Genomic DNA, 16,033 nt, shown 5'->3' on the forward strand with positions numbered 1-16,033 from the left:
GATTAAGTAAATGGTGAAAGCAAAAAAAATGGGGCTTTCGCCCCATTTCATTTTATCAACTTTAATAAGCCGGATCTTGCGTCAAGGTAGGAGAACCATCCCTAAAGGATCTTTCTATTGCTTCCAAAGGAATGGGGTAATATTCATTCCTGTTTTCCCTGAACGAGAAACCAGCAAGGTAGGTCCTTCTTGTGCTTTCTACCGACAGGTATTCGTTCAAGACTTCAGCAGCCACTCCCCAGCGCTGTAAATCAAAGAATCGATGTCCTTCCATGGCAAATTCCAACCTGGTTTCCATCCTAACTGCTTGTCTGGCCGTTTCCTGGTCACCCCAAGCTTCATCATAGGTGCTAATCACATAATTGGCGGCAGGTTCACCCTCCACAATGGTGAAGTCATTTCGTCCTGAACCTTGAATGGCCCTTGGCACAAAAAAGTCTGGGTTTGCTGCCCGTTCTCTTATCATGTTCACCAATTCACGAGCTCTTTCCAGATTGTTAAGTTCTACCTCGGCTTCTGCCAACCAAAGCAATACCATGCCATAGCGCATGATGCGGTAATTGTTGGAGGATAAATTTTGCCATCCGCCAATTCCATGAGCTTCTGGTTCTGCCACGTGTTTTTTGGGTGAAAAAGGACCGGCATACCCCAAATCCCTAACAAAATCGGTTTGGTGAATTTTGAAATTCTTATAAATAATCCCAGGTCTTCCAACGGTATGGTCCAATCTAGGATCTAAAGGACCTGTGTATTCCTCTTGCCAAGTAACACTTTCCTCATTGAAGTTTTCAAGCATGGGGAGTCCATTTTCAGTGGTTTTATAGGCATTCACCAGATTCTGGGAAGGCTGGTAAAACCCACAGCATCCCCATGGATCAGTATAGGGATGTGCCAATCCAACACCTTCGTTTGCGGCCTGCTGATTGGCACTGGTAATTGCAAACTGAATTTCGAAAATGGATTCTTCGTTGTTTCGGTGAGCTACCAAGTGATTGGCCTCAAAATCGGGCACAAGGGTGAACTGCCCTGAATCAACAATCTGGTCTAGCAGTTCCTTGGCCTCCTGCAATATGCCTGTATTGGCCACACCGGTGCTTTGATCCCAGCCTTGGAACATTTTGGCCTTGGCCAAGAATGCCATAGCCGCCCATCGGGTAGGTCTTCCCACCTCACTTTGGGTTTCGGGCAGCACATTCATAGCGGCCTCGAAGTCTGCTTCAATATCCTGCCATATTTCCCTGTCATTGGGGATTTTAGTACTTTCCAAGTCATTTACGTCATACACCTCGTCACTGATATAAGGTACAACCCTCCACATTTTTCGGGCCTCAAAATGGAAAAAACCTCTCAAAAACCTGGCTTCTGCGATGATCTGTTCCGCTCTTTCGGGTGTAACATCCTCTGCCTCTTGAAGGGTGTTCATGGTGTCATTGGCTCTGGCAATCCCTTTATATACACCTCGCCACTTGTTTCTTATGTGAACATTAGTGGGTTGGAAGTCATAGGTCTCGATAAAGGACTGTTCAGGTTGATCCCCTGCATCCGTACCTTTATAGGCATCATCGGAAGCAATCCCGCCAAACACCCAATTATGGATATCGTTCTCCCAGGCAGCCTGTCCATCCAAACCTAACCCTGAGAGCATACTGTATGCTCCTAAGAGCAATCCTTCTACCCCGTCTGCATTGGCAAGAGCCACCGTACTAAATTGTCCTTGGGGCACGGTTTCCAAGAAATCATCACTACAAGCGAAGGTCAGCCCTGCGGCTACCGCAGCACCTACCCCCCACTTTTTATATTTATTGTATATACTCATAGTTGTCTAAGATTAGAAATTGATGTTTAACCCCAAAATCAAGCTTCTTGAAACCGGCATGAACCCACCGTCAAAACCAAGGGTATTATCCGTATTGGTTTGAATCTCCGGATTCATCCCCGTGTAGTTGGTCAGGGTCAGCAAGTTTTGTCCCTGGAAATAGACAGAAGCACCCTGAAGGCCAATGGCATCCAAAGCAGGCTGAGGTAGGGTATAGGTCAACTGCACGTTCCTGAGACGGAAATAGGACCCATCTTCAATAAAGTAGGAGGATGGCCTACTACTGATTTGGTCATTGGCATCCATGATTGGAGTAGTTCCCGTTGGGTTGTCAGGCTGCCAAGCCTCGTAAAGGGCTCGGGTAGAACGATTACCCTGGAAGGTATTGAAATCGGCAAAATACCGGATATAATTAAAGATGTCATTGCCCACGGATCCGTTACCGAACAAGTTTAAATCCCAGTTCCTATATCCAAGGTTTACATTTATCCCGTATACAAAATCCGGATGGGGATTCCCGATCACAGTACGATCGGCATCATTGATTTGTCCATCACCGTTTACGTCCTCCATACGGAATTTGCCCGGGGCGTTGTAGTTTTCGTAAGGAGGCCATGCATCCGCTTCTTCTTGGCTCTGGAAGATACCCAATACATTGTAACCAAAGAACGAGGACAACGGCAAGCCTGCCTGGGTAATCGTCACCGCAGGAACCCTGGAAGTATTACCAAAAAAGATGGTTTCTTCACTTTCGTCCAATCTATCAACGGTATTTCTATACACCGAGAAGTTACCGGAAATATCGTACCTGAAATCCCCGACTTGATCCCTGTATCCAAGGTTAATATCATATCCCCTGTTGGTCATTTGCCCCACATTAAATGCCGGTGCAATGGCATCACCTGCGGCAAAATTTATAGGGGGAACAAAAAGCATGTCAGAGGTCACCCTGTTCCAAACGTCAAGCTCCATGAACAGTTTGCCATCCCACATTTCAACGTCCAACCCCAAGTTATTGGAAGTGGTGGTTTCCCAACGGGCATCCGGGTTACCAAACCTGGCAGCGTCAAACCCGATCGTAGGGTTGGTGGTGGATCCATCTATGGGATATCCGGCATTGAAAATATTGGATCTATAGGTGGTATAGGCATTATAGTCCCCAATTGCTTGATTACCTGTCATACCCCAACCATATCTCAATTTCATGTCTGAAATAAATGTTGCTCCGGCCAAAAATTCCTCGTCAGACAGCCTCCATCCAAGACTAAATGCTGGGAAGGTGGCATTTCTGGAGGCCTGAAGGAATCTGGAAGAAGCATCATTTCTGAGAATAAACTGGGCCATGTATTTACCGTCATAGGAATAGTTAAACTGCCCAAAGGTGGAAAACAACCTGTAGTCCACATTTACCTCCCCAAAATTTTGGGCGGTGGTAGGATCCCCCAAATTGAGATAGCTAAGTATCTCGGTGGTCTCAAATGCAAATCGCTGCCTGCTGGCTCCAAAAATTTCCCCGAATTCCTGTATGGCCTCAGTCCCAATATAGGCATCAAACTTATGTACGTCATTGAAGGTCTTAGTCCAACTCAAAGTATTGGTCCATACCCATTGAAGGGAGTATTGATTCTCAGCCGTAGAACTGTTGATGAAATTACCTTCCACATATTCAGGCTGAGGTCTTCCTAAAAACCTTCCCCGCCTGTTGGTCCCATCAAATCCAAAACTGGTCCTTATTTCCAAGTCTTCCATAATGTCATAGGCAGCATATACATTACCGAATCCCCTGATCCTGAAATTCCGGTTATCCTGTTGCCTCGACAATATGGCCACTGGGTTAAAGTTATTCCCCAAATTCTGACCACGGCTACCTGCAAAATTACCCATGATGTCACGTACAGGTAATAAGGGGTGTTGCTTGTAAGAACTGGAAACGGCATTCTGCTCATCGTTGTTCCCAAAACCACCTTTACGGATATCGAAAGAAACCGACATGTTTTCCCCGACGGTCAACCTATTATTCAACGCCTTAAACTCGGTGTTTGCCCTCAGGGAATACCTCTCATATCCGACATCATTGACGATGCCCTCTTGGTTGAAATAATTGAGGGACAAGGCATACCTCCCGTTTTCAGTTCCACCACTGGCATTAATCTGATAACTCTGGATGGGTGCGGAACGGGTAGACTCCCTCCACCAGTCTGTATCCCCAGCGCGGGTGATGGGATAGATATTTCCTGGTTCCAGTGCATACAAACTGGGATCTACTCCCGGATCCCCTTCCATGGCACCACTGGGGAACACATAATCGGGTATCATTACTTCCCCATTTGGACCATATCGGTATTGGCCATGATCAGTACTCCTACCTGCATAGGTGTTGGCCAGAAAGATATACCTACCTAGCTCCTCAGCATTCAATGCATCCGGTGATCCTTCTGCAGTCTGCGTTCCATAAAATGCATTTACTGAAATATTGGGTTTACCCACTTTTCCTCTTTTGGTGGTGATGATAACCACTCCATTTGCCGCCCTAGACCCGTATATGGAAGCAGCGGAAGCATCTTTCAGAATTTGAATGGACTCAATGTCATTGGGATTTAAGTTACCCTGGTTTTGGGTGGGTACTCCATCGATCACGTATAAGGGGTTGTTGTTCCCTATGGTTCCAAAGCCCCTGATCCGGACAGTCGCCTCCCCACCCGGAGTGGCGTCATTGACAATATTAACCCCTGCGGCTCTACCTTGAAGCTGCTGCGCAAAGGTGGTGGCAGGAATCCTTAGAAGTTCCTCACTATCCACGGAGGTCACCGCCCCAGTGATCTCCCTTCTGGATTGGGCTCCATATCCGGTGATCACCACCTCGTCCAACCCACTGATTGCCTGATCCATTTTTACATTTATAGTGCTTTGCACACCCACGTTTACCTCTAGGTTTTGATATCCCAAAAAGGAAAACACTAATACGGCATCGTCTCCGGGTACCTCGATGGAATAATCCCCATCAATATCCGTTACCGTCCCTGTAGAGGTACCTTTTACCAGTACCGCTGCCCCAGGAAGGGGATCTCCTAATTCATCAGTTACATTGCCAGTTACTTCTCGCTGGGCAAGCAACATACTGCTTTGAAACAGTAGAATCAGGAGAATTACATTACATTTTTTGTAAATTCTCGACATAAAGTTAGATTTTATTGGTTAAACTAGATTACATATAAATATTACACGCGTGAATAAACACACCTGAATAAGTCCAATGAAATGGCTAATCCGTTTTTTTCAAATGCTGGGGTAAGAGTTACTTAGGAATAGGAAAACATCCTATTCTAGGTAAAAAAAGATTCTTTCTTTTAGGAAAGGAATGGTTGCGTAAAGTAGAAATAATGCTGAAGAAGTAAATAATTGTTTCATTACATTATGGGTTTATAGATGGTAAGTTAGGTTTATGGAAAATAAAATTTTCCATCTTGATTTAAACCAAAATGATAAGTTTTTGTTCAAACCAATACTCAATTTTAACAATTTTATAAATAATAAAAAAACACTTTTTAAAAAAAATTGAATTTAGAGCTAAAACATATGATTAAAGCAACTTAAAATAAAATTTAACTTTTACATGAATCCTTCACCAATCTAATCCTTAGAATCAAAAAAATTCCCCCAGGATTTAGAAACCTAGTTTTATTTCTTTAAAAAGACTCCATCATAACCATTGCCCATATAAGCTCCCCAAAACGTCCTTTTGGGAATTAACACTTCTGTTTTTATCCTATTCACCCGCATTCTGTCAAATGCAAAACCATGATATGGGTTGCTGCTATGGCAATATACCAAATCCAAATAACCGTCCTTATCCAAATCCCCCATCCAAGGTGTGGAAGCAATATTGTGGCCTTCCTGTGGCTCCAAAAGCTCATACCTACTAGCAGTCAAAAAATCAATTACAAAAAGGGTATTGGTATACAGTTTTCTTCCTTCTTTTCCAAAATTCTCATAATTAACACTTATTATCACCTCGTCCCTGCCATCCCGGTTTAAGTCTATAGCTAGTGGTGAACTGGATTGAAAATATCCAAGGGTATCTTGAAAAGAAAGTTTCCCACTGCCACCCTCTATCATTACATGCTTGGTAAAGGTGAAATTCGGCCATGTGCCGATGGCTGCAGAAATAAATACGTCCGGAGTGTCTGAACCAGTAAAAAAGCCAATGCCAGGACTTGCATATATTTCAGTTCCTGGAATTGCTAGTTCCCAAAGTTTTCTCTTTGTGCCTCCCTCAAAGGCATAGCAGGTACCGTCCACTCCCGCCGCCACAACGTCCAGTTCATTATTACCCGTAAGATCCACCCATATCGGAGGAGCAATAAAACCCTTTTCCTCGCTATAAGCCAATTGCTTTGCCCCGCTTAGATCCCCTTGTATCACAGCATCCAAGTTCGTCACGTATAATCCCCCACCCAGGGTCTCCCCCCCAGTGCCAAAGAGAATCTCAGTATCAGATTGTTTGTCTGAAGGCTTTACAGCTAAGGAAAAATAGGTCTCCTTTCCATCCGGCATCCGGGCCTCATACAACACCTCACCGGTAGCCGCACTCAGCACCATCAGGTAGCCTTCCGGCCTATGGGGATCAAAAGGTTGCTTCAGTACATCCCCTCCATTGGAAACGATAATATCCTCCACCCCATCCCCGTCCAGGTCCGGTATCAATTGAGGGTTATAAAAATTAAAATACCTTTCCCTAATTAGGGGGATATGGGCTTCCATTTTATCAAAGTCCCAAAAAAGTGTGCCTGTTTTTCCGTTGATGGCTTTGAGGATTCCATTTCTTCCTCCGATTACAATGTCCTGTATGCCGTCTTGGTTAATATCATGGAGAAGAGCCGAGCCAAATACCTGGTCTGTAGAGGAATGATGCCAAAGTAGGTTCCCGTCCCTGCCGTCCAGTGCCATCACTGCGGTATCCGAAGATTGAAATTCCTGCCTTCCAGCACCCAGTATGATATCACCTATCCCATCCCCATTTAGATCGGCGACCCGGGGAGATGAAAAGGTACCTATACCTTCCATTTCTGCAACCCAATCCGGAACCCTGTCCATTTTATGAAGAACAGTAGCTGCAACACTTGCCTTTGACCGACTGACTAAGCCAAACCAACCCATTTTACTGGCTCCAATACTCAGCAAGGCTAGCAGGACAATCCCGGATATGACTCTTGCCCTTTGATAGAATTTGGGGTTTTTCATTATGGTTTAAATATAGTCTATTTCGAAAACTACGTATGTTGGCTTTTGTTAAGAAGGAAATTTCGGTAGAAAAGGCGGGAAGCCCTTTGCTACATATGCCGTTGAACATTCAAAGCTAAGAGATGTTTTTTATGTCCACAAAAAATTTAGCTCAGGGAGGATGAAAATTGTTACCATTGCCGCAATACAACTTCCTCACAAAAAGAACACTTCAACACTCTTCCGATTCAAGTAGATATGTTTAGGTAATCTGAAAGAACATTGCTGATTATTGGAGATAAAACACGAAAGCCATCAGGCAAACACGATCATCCCGTGCCCCTGATGGCTAAGTAGGCTTCCAATAAACCGTCAATGTATGGACCTAAAGAACCTGTTCCACCTGATTTTATTGATGAAGGATTTGTGTTTTTCGAGGGATAACCACAAAAACCAGGCTTTTCCTACCACATGATCCTCTGGGACAAAGCCCCAGAACCTGGAATCCAGGGAATCGTGCCTATTGTCCCCCATCATGAAATAGTAATCCTGCTTGAAAGTGTACTGACTTTGCTTTTCCCCATCAATATAAAGGTCATTCCCTTCAAACCGCACGTCATCCAATCTTTCGAATTTCTCTATAGTGTATCCGTATTTCCTTATGTTGTCCTCGGTGAGCTCTATGGTCATACCTTCTCCGGGAATTTCCAGAGGGCCGAAATGGTCCTTGTTCCAGCCAAAAAAGGCACCATCAGGAAATATGTTGCCATCTCCTTGGGTGGATTTATTCGTTCTTTTTTTCACCGAGGTAACCACCGATGCCTGCTTCAGCTCCTCAATGACTCTATCGGTGGCATACACCAAATATCCCGAATTGTCCGAGAATCCAAAATAGCTGTCGGGATTGATGCCGTATTGGTCAAAAAACTCCGCATTAAGCTGGCGGGAGGTAAGTACATCGTAGGAGAACTGCATTTGTTCCGGGTTGTCTCCGAACTGTCCATTGATATAAAGCTGTGTGTCCTTAATTTCCAAAACATCTCCGGGAACCCCTACCGCCCTCTTGATGTAGTTGGTTTTCAAATCCACCGGATACCAATGCTCCTCCGGAAAGTTAAACACCACCACATCGTTTCTTTTGATTTTGGAAAAACCAGGTAACCTGTAATAAGGCAACTGGACGGCATCGGAGTAGGAAGGTAGATCCGTACCCCATATTTTTTGGTGAGTAAGAGGAACCTGCAATATGGTTTTGGGTATCCTTGTACCATAGTGCATTTTACTTACAAACAAAAAATCACCCACCAAAAGGGATTTTTCCATAGAGGCCGTAGGTATAGTGAAGGGTTCCAACAACAACCACCTAATCAAACTGGCGGCAATTACTGCAAACAAAAGGGCATCTGCCCATTCCCTAGTTGCTGATTTTTTCTTCGGAGTCGTGCTCATCATTTAGTGATTAGAAGGACAAAAAATCGTCCATAGATAATATTCCTTTTTTGTCTTTGATCCATTCGGCTACCAACACTGCCCCTTCTGCAAACCCTTTTCGGCTGTGGGCGGTATGCGAAATTTCGATTTCATCTATTTCAGACTGGTAGCGGATAATATGGGTTCCCGGTGCCGGGTCTATCCTTTTTGCAGTAATTGGGAGCTGGGATTCCTTAATGGGTTGTCCCTGGTCAAGGGTCCACTCCTTTAATCTTTCAATTTTATCCAATACCCCATCGGCTAAGGTAATGGCTGTTCCACTTGGGGCATCTTTTTTTTCGGTATGATGAACCTCCTCCATACTGACCTTGTAGGCAGCCTGGTCTTTCATCAATTTGGCCAAAAAAGCATTTACCTTAAAGAAAACATTGACTCCCACGCTAAAATTGGAGGCATAAAAAAAGGTTCCGTTCTTTGCTAGACACAGCCCCTCTACCTCCCCTCTCTTTTCCAGCCATCCTGTGGTTCCACTCACCACCGGGACGCCTTTTTCCAAGCACCAGCTGATATTTCCGAATGCGGCCTCAGGCTGACTGAATTCGATGGCCACATCTACCTGCGTCGGATCCAAGTTTTCCAGGTCAGAGGTGTTTTCGATATTGATTTTCCCACTAATATGGTGGCCGCGACCTTCAGCGATTTCGCTGATAATCTTACCCATTTTGCCATATCCTAAAATCAGTATATTCATTTTAAAATTTTAATTTTAAAGCTATTCCAATCGATGAAGTGTTTGCCATTAAGGGCTCTACCGAGGGCTCGAATTTAAGGGTGAGGTCATCACTGATGTCAAACCCTGAAAGGTGTGCGTCCACAAATGCATCAACGATCCCCAATGCATAAATACCTGCAAATACCAAATACATAGTGTCCCTGTTTCTCCTCCAGAAATTCACATTCCTGATGATCCCGTCCTGGTTGAGATTAGGAAAGGGGTTGGCTTCGGGAGGTGAACTTGGGTCCCTGATAATATCCAAGGCATCGATAAAACGTTTATAGCGGCGGTTGTTAAACTCCAAAAAGTAAATGGATGTGAGGATTCCACCATAAATCAGCGGCACTTTCCATACTTTTTCGTTATAGACTTGCCCACCCCCAGGAACCAACAAGGAAAACAACAGGGCTTTGTTCGGATCTTTATAACCCGGTATGCGCTCCTCGTCGCTGAGTTCCTCTTCCTCCTCAGGCACTTGCTGTTCCACTATTGTTGTATCCGGTTCTACCTGTGAAAATGTCTTTTGACCCGTCAAAAGTAATAAAATAATAAAAACCACCCTAAACCAGTGGGGAGATCTTAACCTGAAGGGCACTACTTCCATGTAGATTATCTAGTGGCTATATCAATTCCAATATTTCCAATATTCGGTTCAAATCATCCGTGGAATGAAAAGGGATTTTTATTTCTCCTTTTTCCTTACCATCGGACTTCAAAGACACCTTGGTTCCGAAATGGGAGGCAAGTTTTTGCTGAAGCTTCCCAAGTTCATATTTCTTTACCGGGTCTGTATCTGTGTCCGACTTTTCTTTTTCACCTGCCAAAGGTTTGGGGCTGTTGAGCTCCTTTACCAGGGCCTCCACCTTCCTTACGCTCAGCTCCTCTGCCAAAGTCTTCTTGAAAATGGCCAACTGCTTGTCCACATCCTCTATATTCACCAATGCCCTTGCATGCCCCATACTGATCCTTTGGTCCCGTATACCGGCCTGGATATCAGGGGGTAGTTTAAGCAACCTTAGGTAGTTATTCACCGTGGTTCTGTTTTTACCCACTCTATCTCCAAGTTGCTCTTGTTTAAGGCTGCACTCGCTTAGTAAACGCTGATAGGAGTGCGCTATTTCAAGTGCATTTAAATTTTCACGTTGGATGTTCTCTATAAGGGCCATTTCCAGCATCTGCTGGTCGTTAGCCGTACGTACATAGGCAGGGATTGCTTCCAGCCCAGCCATCTTGGAAGCCTGAAACCTACGCTCACCACTGATTAGTTGGAATTCGTTGTCCTCAAGTTTCCTAACCGTGATGGGCTGGATAATTCCTTGCACCTTTATGGAGTCGGCCAATTCTTCAAGTGCCCCTTTGTCAAAGTGTACCCTAGGCTGAAAAGGGTTAACTTGAATATTCTCCATTGGTATTTCATAAATACCTGCAACTGGGTGAACCGTTTCAGTGGTTTCCCCGGAGGATTTCTTTTGCGGGGAGTCCTGTAACAGGGCTCCTAACCCCCTACCCAGTGCTTTCCTTTTTTTTGTGCCCGTAGACTTATTCTCTGCCATATATTGCTATCAATTCACCTTGGCCATACCATTTTTCGTAGCGATCTCATTTGCCAGGTTCAGGTAGGCTACAGCCCCTTTACCCGTGGCATCAAAAGCTACCACCGGCATCCCAAAGCTGGGTGATTCACTCAATTTAACGTTTCGAGGAATAATGGTTTCGAAAGTCATGTCTTTGAAATGCATCTGTACCTCCTCCACTACCTGATTGGAAAGCCTTAACCTCACGTCATACATGGTCAGGAGGATCCCCTCAATTTTTAGGTTTTCGTTAAGCCTGGATTGGATAATATTGATGGTCTTGAGCAATTTGCCCAAGCCCTCAAGTGCAAAGTATTCACACTGCACCGGGATAATTACGGAATGCGCTGCTACCAAGGCGTTGATGGTAATCAAGCCAAGGGATGGGGAACAGTCAATAATGACGATATCATACTCGTCCTTTACCTCGGCTACCACCTCTCGCATCCTTTCTTCCCTGTTTTCGAGGTTCACCATCTCCACTTCTGCACCCACCAAATCAATGTGGGAGGGCACCAAGTCCAGATTCTCTATGTCCGTATGGATTACAATGTCCTTTATGTTATCCCCGTTCACCATACATTCGTAGATGCTGGTTTCGATCTCTTTGGGATCGTACCCCAGTCCAGATGTGGTATTGGCCTGAGGATCCGCATCCACCACAAGTGTCTTGTACTCAAGCACTGCAAAACTTGCCGCAAGATTCATGGCAGTTGTGGTCTTTCCTACACCGCCTTTTTGATTGGCAATCGCTATTATTTTTCCCATTTTTTGTTAAAGGGTGATTTTTTCTCCGATTTCAAGGATAATCAATTCCTTATCTGCCTTTTTGGCTTTTTCTTTTGCTGCTTCCTTATCGATTTCTATATAGGGAAAGGTATCGTAATGCATGCCTATGATCACGTTGGTACCGACAAAATCCGCCGCCTTGATGGCGTCTTCTATACCCATGGTGAAATTGTCTCCTATAGGCATTAAGGAAAATTTGATATCGGACTCCTCCCCTATTAACTTCATGTCATAAGTAAGCGCCGTATCCCCTGCATAATAAAAAGTCCCTGACTTGGTTTTCACCACGAAACCCCCTGGGTTGCCTCCTCCTGAACCATCTGGAAGGGTACTGCTGTGAATAGCATTTACATACTTCACCTTCCCAAAATCAAAGGACTTACTTCCTCCATGGTTCATAGGATGGACATTTTCAATCCCCTTTTCCTGAAACCAACTTACAACCTCAAAATTTGACACCAACATGGCCCCACTTTCCTTAGCAATGGTTTCCACATCTGCAACGTGGTCTTCATGACCATGTGTGACCAGAATGTAATCCGGATTGAGGGCTTTGATGTCAACCCCCTTTGCTAATTCGTTTGGGGTAATGAAGGGGTCGAATAATACCTTCTTCCCATCAATGACAAACAGAAAGGTAGAATGTCCAAAATAGGTTAGTTCAATCATAGCTGTTTCGGTTTAGTCCAAAGGTTCACAAATATATCACTAAAATCCTTAGCGAAGAAAGTTACTTTTCCACAGTATGTTGTGGATAAGATGGCCAATCCACCAAAACCTTTGCAAAGCAAGGATAGCCACAAACACAAATATTGGAATTTATGGGGGATAAACAAAAAAGAGGGGCCTTGATTCCGGCCCCTCCTTAGTTTTAACAGCGATTATTTTTTCTTCTTTTTTCGGGTGTCCTTTTTCTGGTCGGCCACCTTCATCGCCTCTTCCAACTTCATCTGAAATTTGGATTTTTTCTTATTGGCGTTTTTCGCTTTGGTTTCTTCCACCTTCTGACGGATTTTGCCATCATCCACAAATTGCTTGATCAAAGCCTGTTGACCGAAGGTCACCATGTTGGACACAAAATAGTAAAAACTCAATGCGGCAGGGAAGGAATTTAGCACAAACATAAAGACGACAGGCATGATGTAACCTATGTTTTTCATTGGCCCCTGCGCAGTGGTTAATTGGTTGTTGAAATGCGTATAAGCCAACTGAGAAACCGTCATCAATAGGGTGAACAAACTCACGTGCGCCCCATAAAAGGGAATGGTAAAGGGCAAGTTTATGATGGAATCATAGGTAGAAAGGTCATGAGCCCATAAAAAGGATTCCTGCCTCAATTCAATGGAATTGGGAAAGAAGAAAAACATTGCCAACAAGAAAGGCATTTGCAATACCATAGGCAGGCATCCCGAAATTGGGCTTACTCCTAACTGGCCAAAAAGCTTCATCTGCTCTTGTTGCATTTTGGTGGGGTCGTCCCCGTATTTTTCCTTCAACTCGTCTATTTCAGGCTTTATTACCCTCATTTTGGCCATCCCTATGTAGGATTTATAGGTAAGCGGCAACAAGAAGAGCTTGATAATAAAAACGATCAAAATAATAATGACCCCGTAATTGTTGAAGTACTTCTCTAGAAAATGGAACAAGTTGACAATGATGTACTTGTTCACCCAACTCACAAAGAAGTACCCCATGTCCACATTCTTGTCAAAATCAGGGGCAACCCTTCTTAATATATTGTAGTTGTTCGGACCAAAATAATAGCGTAATTCGGCTCCGTCTGCTGTGAGAGGCAACAGAATTTCCGACTGCATCACCTTTTCTATTTCATCACTATCTTCGTCGGTGTCCTGAAAAAGGTTGTTGGCCTGCATTCCCCCATCCGCTATAATAGCTGAGGTGAAGAAGCGCTGCTTATAGGCTACCCAATGCAGGGGTTTTTCAGGTCTAGCCTGGTCCTCGGAATTTCCAGTGGTTAGGTAATCGTACTTTCCATCGGAAGTGTAAAAATTCATATAGGTTTTTCTACGAGACTCTTCCAGATCTTCTTCTAATCTGGGTAGACGGTTCTCGTAGCGCAGGGTCACTTGTTGCTCGGATAGCTCAGCTCCAAGGTTACTGATGTTGAGTTTGTGTTGCAACTCATATCCTCTTGCAGGGAGGGTATAGATTCTTTGCACAGACCCGTTTTCCGTAGTTCCAGTGAAAACCAATTGCTTAACCTGTGTTTCCTCCAGCTCGGTATCCCTCTCCTCCACTTCGAAATAAAAGTCGTTCAGTGAAATTTCCCCTGATCTTGTACTTAGGGAATAATCAATTTCAGCCTTATCTTCCTCCAAAAGTATCAATGGCCTACCATCGAAGGTACTGAACCCCTTCAACTCAACCGATTTAATTTCAGCACCCTTGGTGGAAAACAGGATTTTGATATCGTCATTTTCCAGGACTACTTCCTTTTCCTCTCCTAATGCAAGGGAAGCAAAAGCCCCAAACTTTGACTGTAGCTGCTCCAATTTAGCACTATCCCCTTGTTCAGAAGTCAGCGGTGTAGGCTCCTGCTGGGGAGTTTCCTCCGGTACTTCGGCCTGGGCAGGGGTGTCTCGCTCCGGCAAGGGTTCGGGCCCACTTGCAAAAAAGAGTGAGTAAACCAGAATTACCGCAGCAAAGAGCAATAACCCTGTCGCTTGATTTTTATCCATAGTGTGTATCTTTGATAGGTTGGGGACTACTCCCCTCCTATTGCTCTAACTTATTTCTGTTGTTTTTCGTCTATAGCAGCTTTGATAAAGCGCACAAACAAGGGATGGGGATTAAGTACTGTACTTTTATACTCAGGGTGAAACTGAGTCCCTAAAAACCAGGGGTGATCTTTAATCTCCATGATTTCCACCAAGCCACCCTCGGGGTTTTTACCGGAAGCTACCATGCCATGCTTTTCAAACTCCTTGAGGTATTTATTGTTAAATTCGTATCTATGCCTGTGTCTTTCACTGATCTTGGGTTTACTGTAAGCAACACTGGCTTTGGTGTTTTTAGTGAGCTCACAGGGGTATGAACCAAGTCGCATGGTACCCCCCAACTGGGTTAGGTTTTTCTGACCTTCCATCAGGAATATTACCGGATATTCCGTTTCAGGGTCCATTTCTGTGGAACTTGCACTTTTAAGTCCCATCACGTTCCTGGCGAATTCAATCACCGCAATTTGTAATCCGAGGCAAATCCCAAAAAAAGGGATATTGTTTTCCCTGGCATATTTTACTGCCTCTACTTTTCCCACTAGGCCCCTTTCTCCAAATCCTGGTGCCACCACTATGCCATCCAACTCACCCAATTTCTTTTGAACGTTGTCAGCGTTGATTTCTTCAGATGAAATTAGTGTGAGGTTAACCTTGCATTCCAGGGAGGCACCTGCATGAGTAAAGGATTCAATAATTGACTTGTATGCATCTGGCAAGGAAACATATTTTCCCACCAGCCCTATTTCTACTTCTTGGGTGGGGTTTTTGAGTTTCCCCAAAAACTCCTTCCATTGCTCGAGCTCCGTATTGGATTTGGAAGTAAGCTTCAGTTTAGTCATTACCCTTTCATCGAGTTTCTCCTTCTTCATGAGGAGGGGTACGTCATAGATAGAATCAGCATCCATGGCCTCGATGACACAGTTCAATTGCACATTGCAAAAAAGAGCTATCTTCTTTTTCACGTCCATAGGAAGGTGCTTTTCCGTTCTGCAAACCAAAATATCTGGTTGCACCCCAGCCTCTAACAACTGTTTTACAGAATGTTGGGTGGGCTTCGTCTTTAGCTCCTTCGCTGCCGCAAGGTATGGAATCAGGGTCAGGTGAATGACCAAGATATTGTTTGATCCCAGATCCCAACGTGCCTGCCTCACTGCTTCTACAAAGGGAAGAGATTCAATATCTCCTACACAGCCGCCTATTTCGGTGATGACTACCTCGTACTTGCCTGTTTCTCCCAGTTTGTAAAAGTTCTTTTTAATTTCGTCCGTGATATGGGGTATTACCTGTACAGTTTTGCCAAGATACTCCCCTTTTCGCTCTTTAGTAATGACGTTATTATAAATCCTTCCGGTAGTAACATTGTTATCCTGGGAGGTCTCCGTATTTAGGAAGCGTTCGTAATGCCCGAGGTCGAGGTCCGTTTCGGCTCCATCCTCTGTCACGAAACATTCTCCGTGTTCATAGGGATTTAGCGTGCCCGGATCTATATTCAGATAAGGGTCGAATTTCTGTATGGTTACAGATATTCCCCTAGACTGCAATAGTTTAGCCAAAGAGGCGGCGATAATCCCCTTTCCTAGTGAGGAGGTAACCCCTCCTGTGATAAAAATATGTTTGGTGGAAGAACCCATAAGAAAGGTTAAAGATAATTTTGTTTGTTTTCTTATGGGGCACAAAATTAGATAAAATA

The 16,033-nt window shown here is 44.3% G+C and carries 11 protein-coding genes; all 11 read right to left on the bottom strand.

Annotated elements, in window-relative coordinates:
- Window positions 1-61: 61 nt before the first annotated feature.
- Window positions 62-1,816, bottom strand: coding sequence for a RagB/SusD family nutrient uptake outer membrane protein (locus DB520_RS09325; protein ID WP_114749459.1), 1,755 nt, complete (start codon window positions 1,814-1,816; stop codon window positions 62-64).
- A 12-nt stretch (window positions 1,817-1,828) separates the two neighbouring features.
- On the bottom strand, window positions 1,829-4,993 hold the full coding sequence (locus DB520_RS09330) for a SusC/RagA family TonB-linked outer membrane protein (protein ID WP_114749460.1): 3,165 nt from the start codon (window positions 4,991-4,993) through the stop codon (window positions 1,829-1,831).
- A 501-nt stretch (window positions 4,994-5,494) separates the two neighbouring features.
- Window positions 5,495-7,057 (bottom strand): outer membrane protein assembly factor BamB family protein, encoded by a 1,563-nt coding sequence (locus DB520_RS09335; RefSeq protein WP_114749461.1) that lies wholly within the window; start codon window positions 7,055-7,057, stop codon window positions 5,495-5,497.
- Between the two features lie 351 nt (window positions 7,058-7,408).
- Complete coding sequence (gene lepB, locus DB520_RS09340; protein WP_114749860.1) at window positions 7,409-8,485, bottom strand: signal peptidase I; 1,077 nt, start codon at window positions 8,483-8,485, stop codon at window positions 7,409-7,411.
- Window positions 8,486-8,495: 10 nt separating this feature from the next.
- Window positions 8,496-9,218: a 4-hydroxy-tetrahydrodipicolinate reductase gene (dapB, locus tag DB520_RS09345; protein WP_114749462.1), complete on the bottom strand. Its 723-nt coding sequence runs from the start codon at window positions 9,216-9,218 to the stop codon at window positions 8,496-8,498.
- Between the two features lies 1 nt (window position 9,219).
- The gene (locus DB520_RS09350) at window positions 9,220-9,846 is read right to left on the bottom strand and encodes a DUF5683 domain-containing protein (protein ID WP_232834905.1); all 627 of its coding nucleotides are present in this window, start codon (window positions 9,844-9,846) and stop codon (window positions 9,220-9,222) included.
- A gap of 16 nt (window positions 9,847-9,862) precedes the next feature.
- Window positions 9,863-10,795 (bottom strand): ParB/RepB/Spo0J family partition protein, encoded by a 933-nt coding sequence (locus DB520_RS09355; protein WP_114749463.1) that lies wholly within the window; start codon window positions 10,793-10,795, stop codon window positions 9,863-9,865.
- A gap of 9 nt (window positions 10,796-10,804) precedes the next feature.
- On the bottom strand, window positions 10,805-11,584 hold the full coding sequence (locus DB520_RS09360) for a ParA family protein (protein WP_114749464.1): 780 nt from the start codon (window positions 11,582-11,584) through the stop codon (window positions 10,805-10,807).
- Between the two features lie 6 nt (window positions 11,585-11,590).
- Window positions 11,591-12,274 carry a metal-dependent hydrolase gene (locus tag DB520_RS09365; RefSeq protein ID WP_114749465.1) on the bottom strand — a complete coding sequence of 228 codons (684 nt, stop codon included), beginning with the start codon at window positions 12,272-12,274 and terminating at the stop codon, window positions 11,591-11,593.
- 212 nt (window positions 12,275-12,486) lie between these two features.
- A complete protein-coding gene (gene yidC, locus DB520_RS09370) occupies window positions 12,487-14,304 on the bottom strand; it encodes a membrane protein insertase YidC (protein ID WP_114749466.1) in 1,818 nt (605 codons plus the stop codon).
- Between the two features lie 50 nt (window positions 14,305-14,354).
- On the bottom strand, window positions 14,355-15,974 hold the full coding sequence (locus DB520_RS09375) for a CTP synthase (RefSeq protein WP_114749467.1): 1,620 nt from the start codon (window positions 15,972-15,974) through the stop codon (window positions 14,355-14,357).
- Window positions 15,975-16,033: the final 59 nt, after the last annotated feature.

Source organism: Pleomorphovibrio marinus (genome assembly GCF_003347495.1).
Lineage (GTDB): Bacteria > Bacteroidota > Bacteroidia > Cytophagales > Cyclobacteriaceae > Pleomorphovibrio > Pleomorphovibrio marinus.

Bases quoted from the DNA above. Each gene is read 5' to 3' on its own strand.
- DB520_RS09325 (WP_114749459.1), bottom strand. From the start codon at position 1,816: ATGAGTATATACAATAAATATAAAAAGTGGGGGGTAGGTGCTGCGGTA.
- DB520_RS09330 (WP_114749460.1), bottom strand. From the start codon at position 4,993: ATGTCGAGAATTTACAAAAAATGTAATGTAATTCTCCTGATTCTACTG.
- DB520_RS09335 (WP_114749461.1), bottom strand. From the start codon at position 7,057: ATGAAAAACCCCAAATTCTATCAAAGGGCAAGAGTCATATCCGGGATT.
- lepB (WP_114749860.1), bottom strand. From the start codon at position 8,485: ATGAGCACGACTCCGAAGAAAAAATCAGCAACTAGGGAATGGGCAGAT.
- dapB (WP_114749462.1), bottom strand. From the start codon at position 9,218: ATGAATATACTGATTTTAGGATATGGCAAAATGGGTAAGATTATCAGC.
- DB520_RS09350 (WP_232834905.1), bottom strand. From the start codon at position 9,846: ATGGAAGTAGTGCCCTTCAGGTTAAGATCTCCCCACTGGTTTAGGGTG.
- DB520_RS09355 (WP_114749463.1), bottom strand. From the start codon at position 10,795: ATGGCAGAGAATAAGTCTACGGGCACAAAAAAAAGGAAAGCACTGGGT.
- DB520_RS09360 (WP_114749464.1), bottom strand. From the start codon at position 11,584: ATGGGAAAAATAATAGCGATTGCCAATCAAAAAGGCGGTGTAGGAAAG.
- DB520_RS09365 (WP_114749465.1), bottom strand. From the start codon at position 12,274: ATGATTGAACTAACCTATTTTGGACATTCTACCTTTCTGTTTGTCATT.
- yidC (WP_114749466.1), bottom strand. From the start codon at position 14,304: ATGGATAAAAATCAAGCGACAGGGTTATTGCTCTTTGCTGCGGTAATT.
- DB520_RS09375 (WP_114749467.1), bottom strand. From the start codon at position 15,974: ATGGGTTCTTCCACCAAACATATTTTTATCACAGGAGGGGTTACCTCC.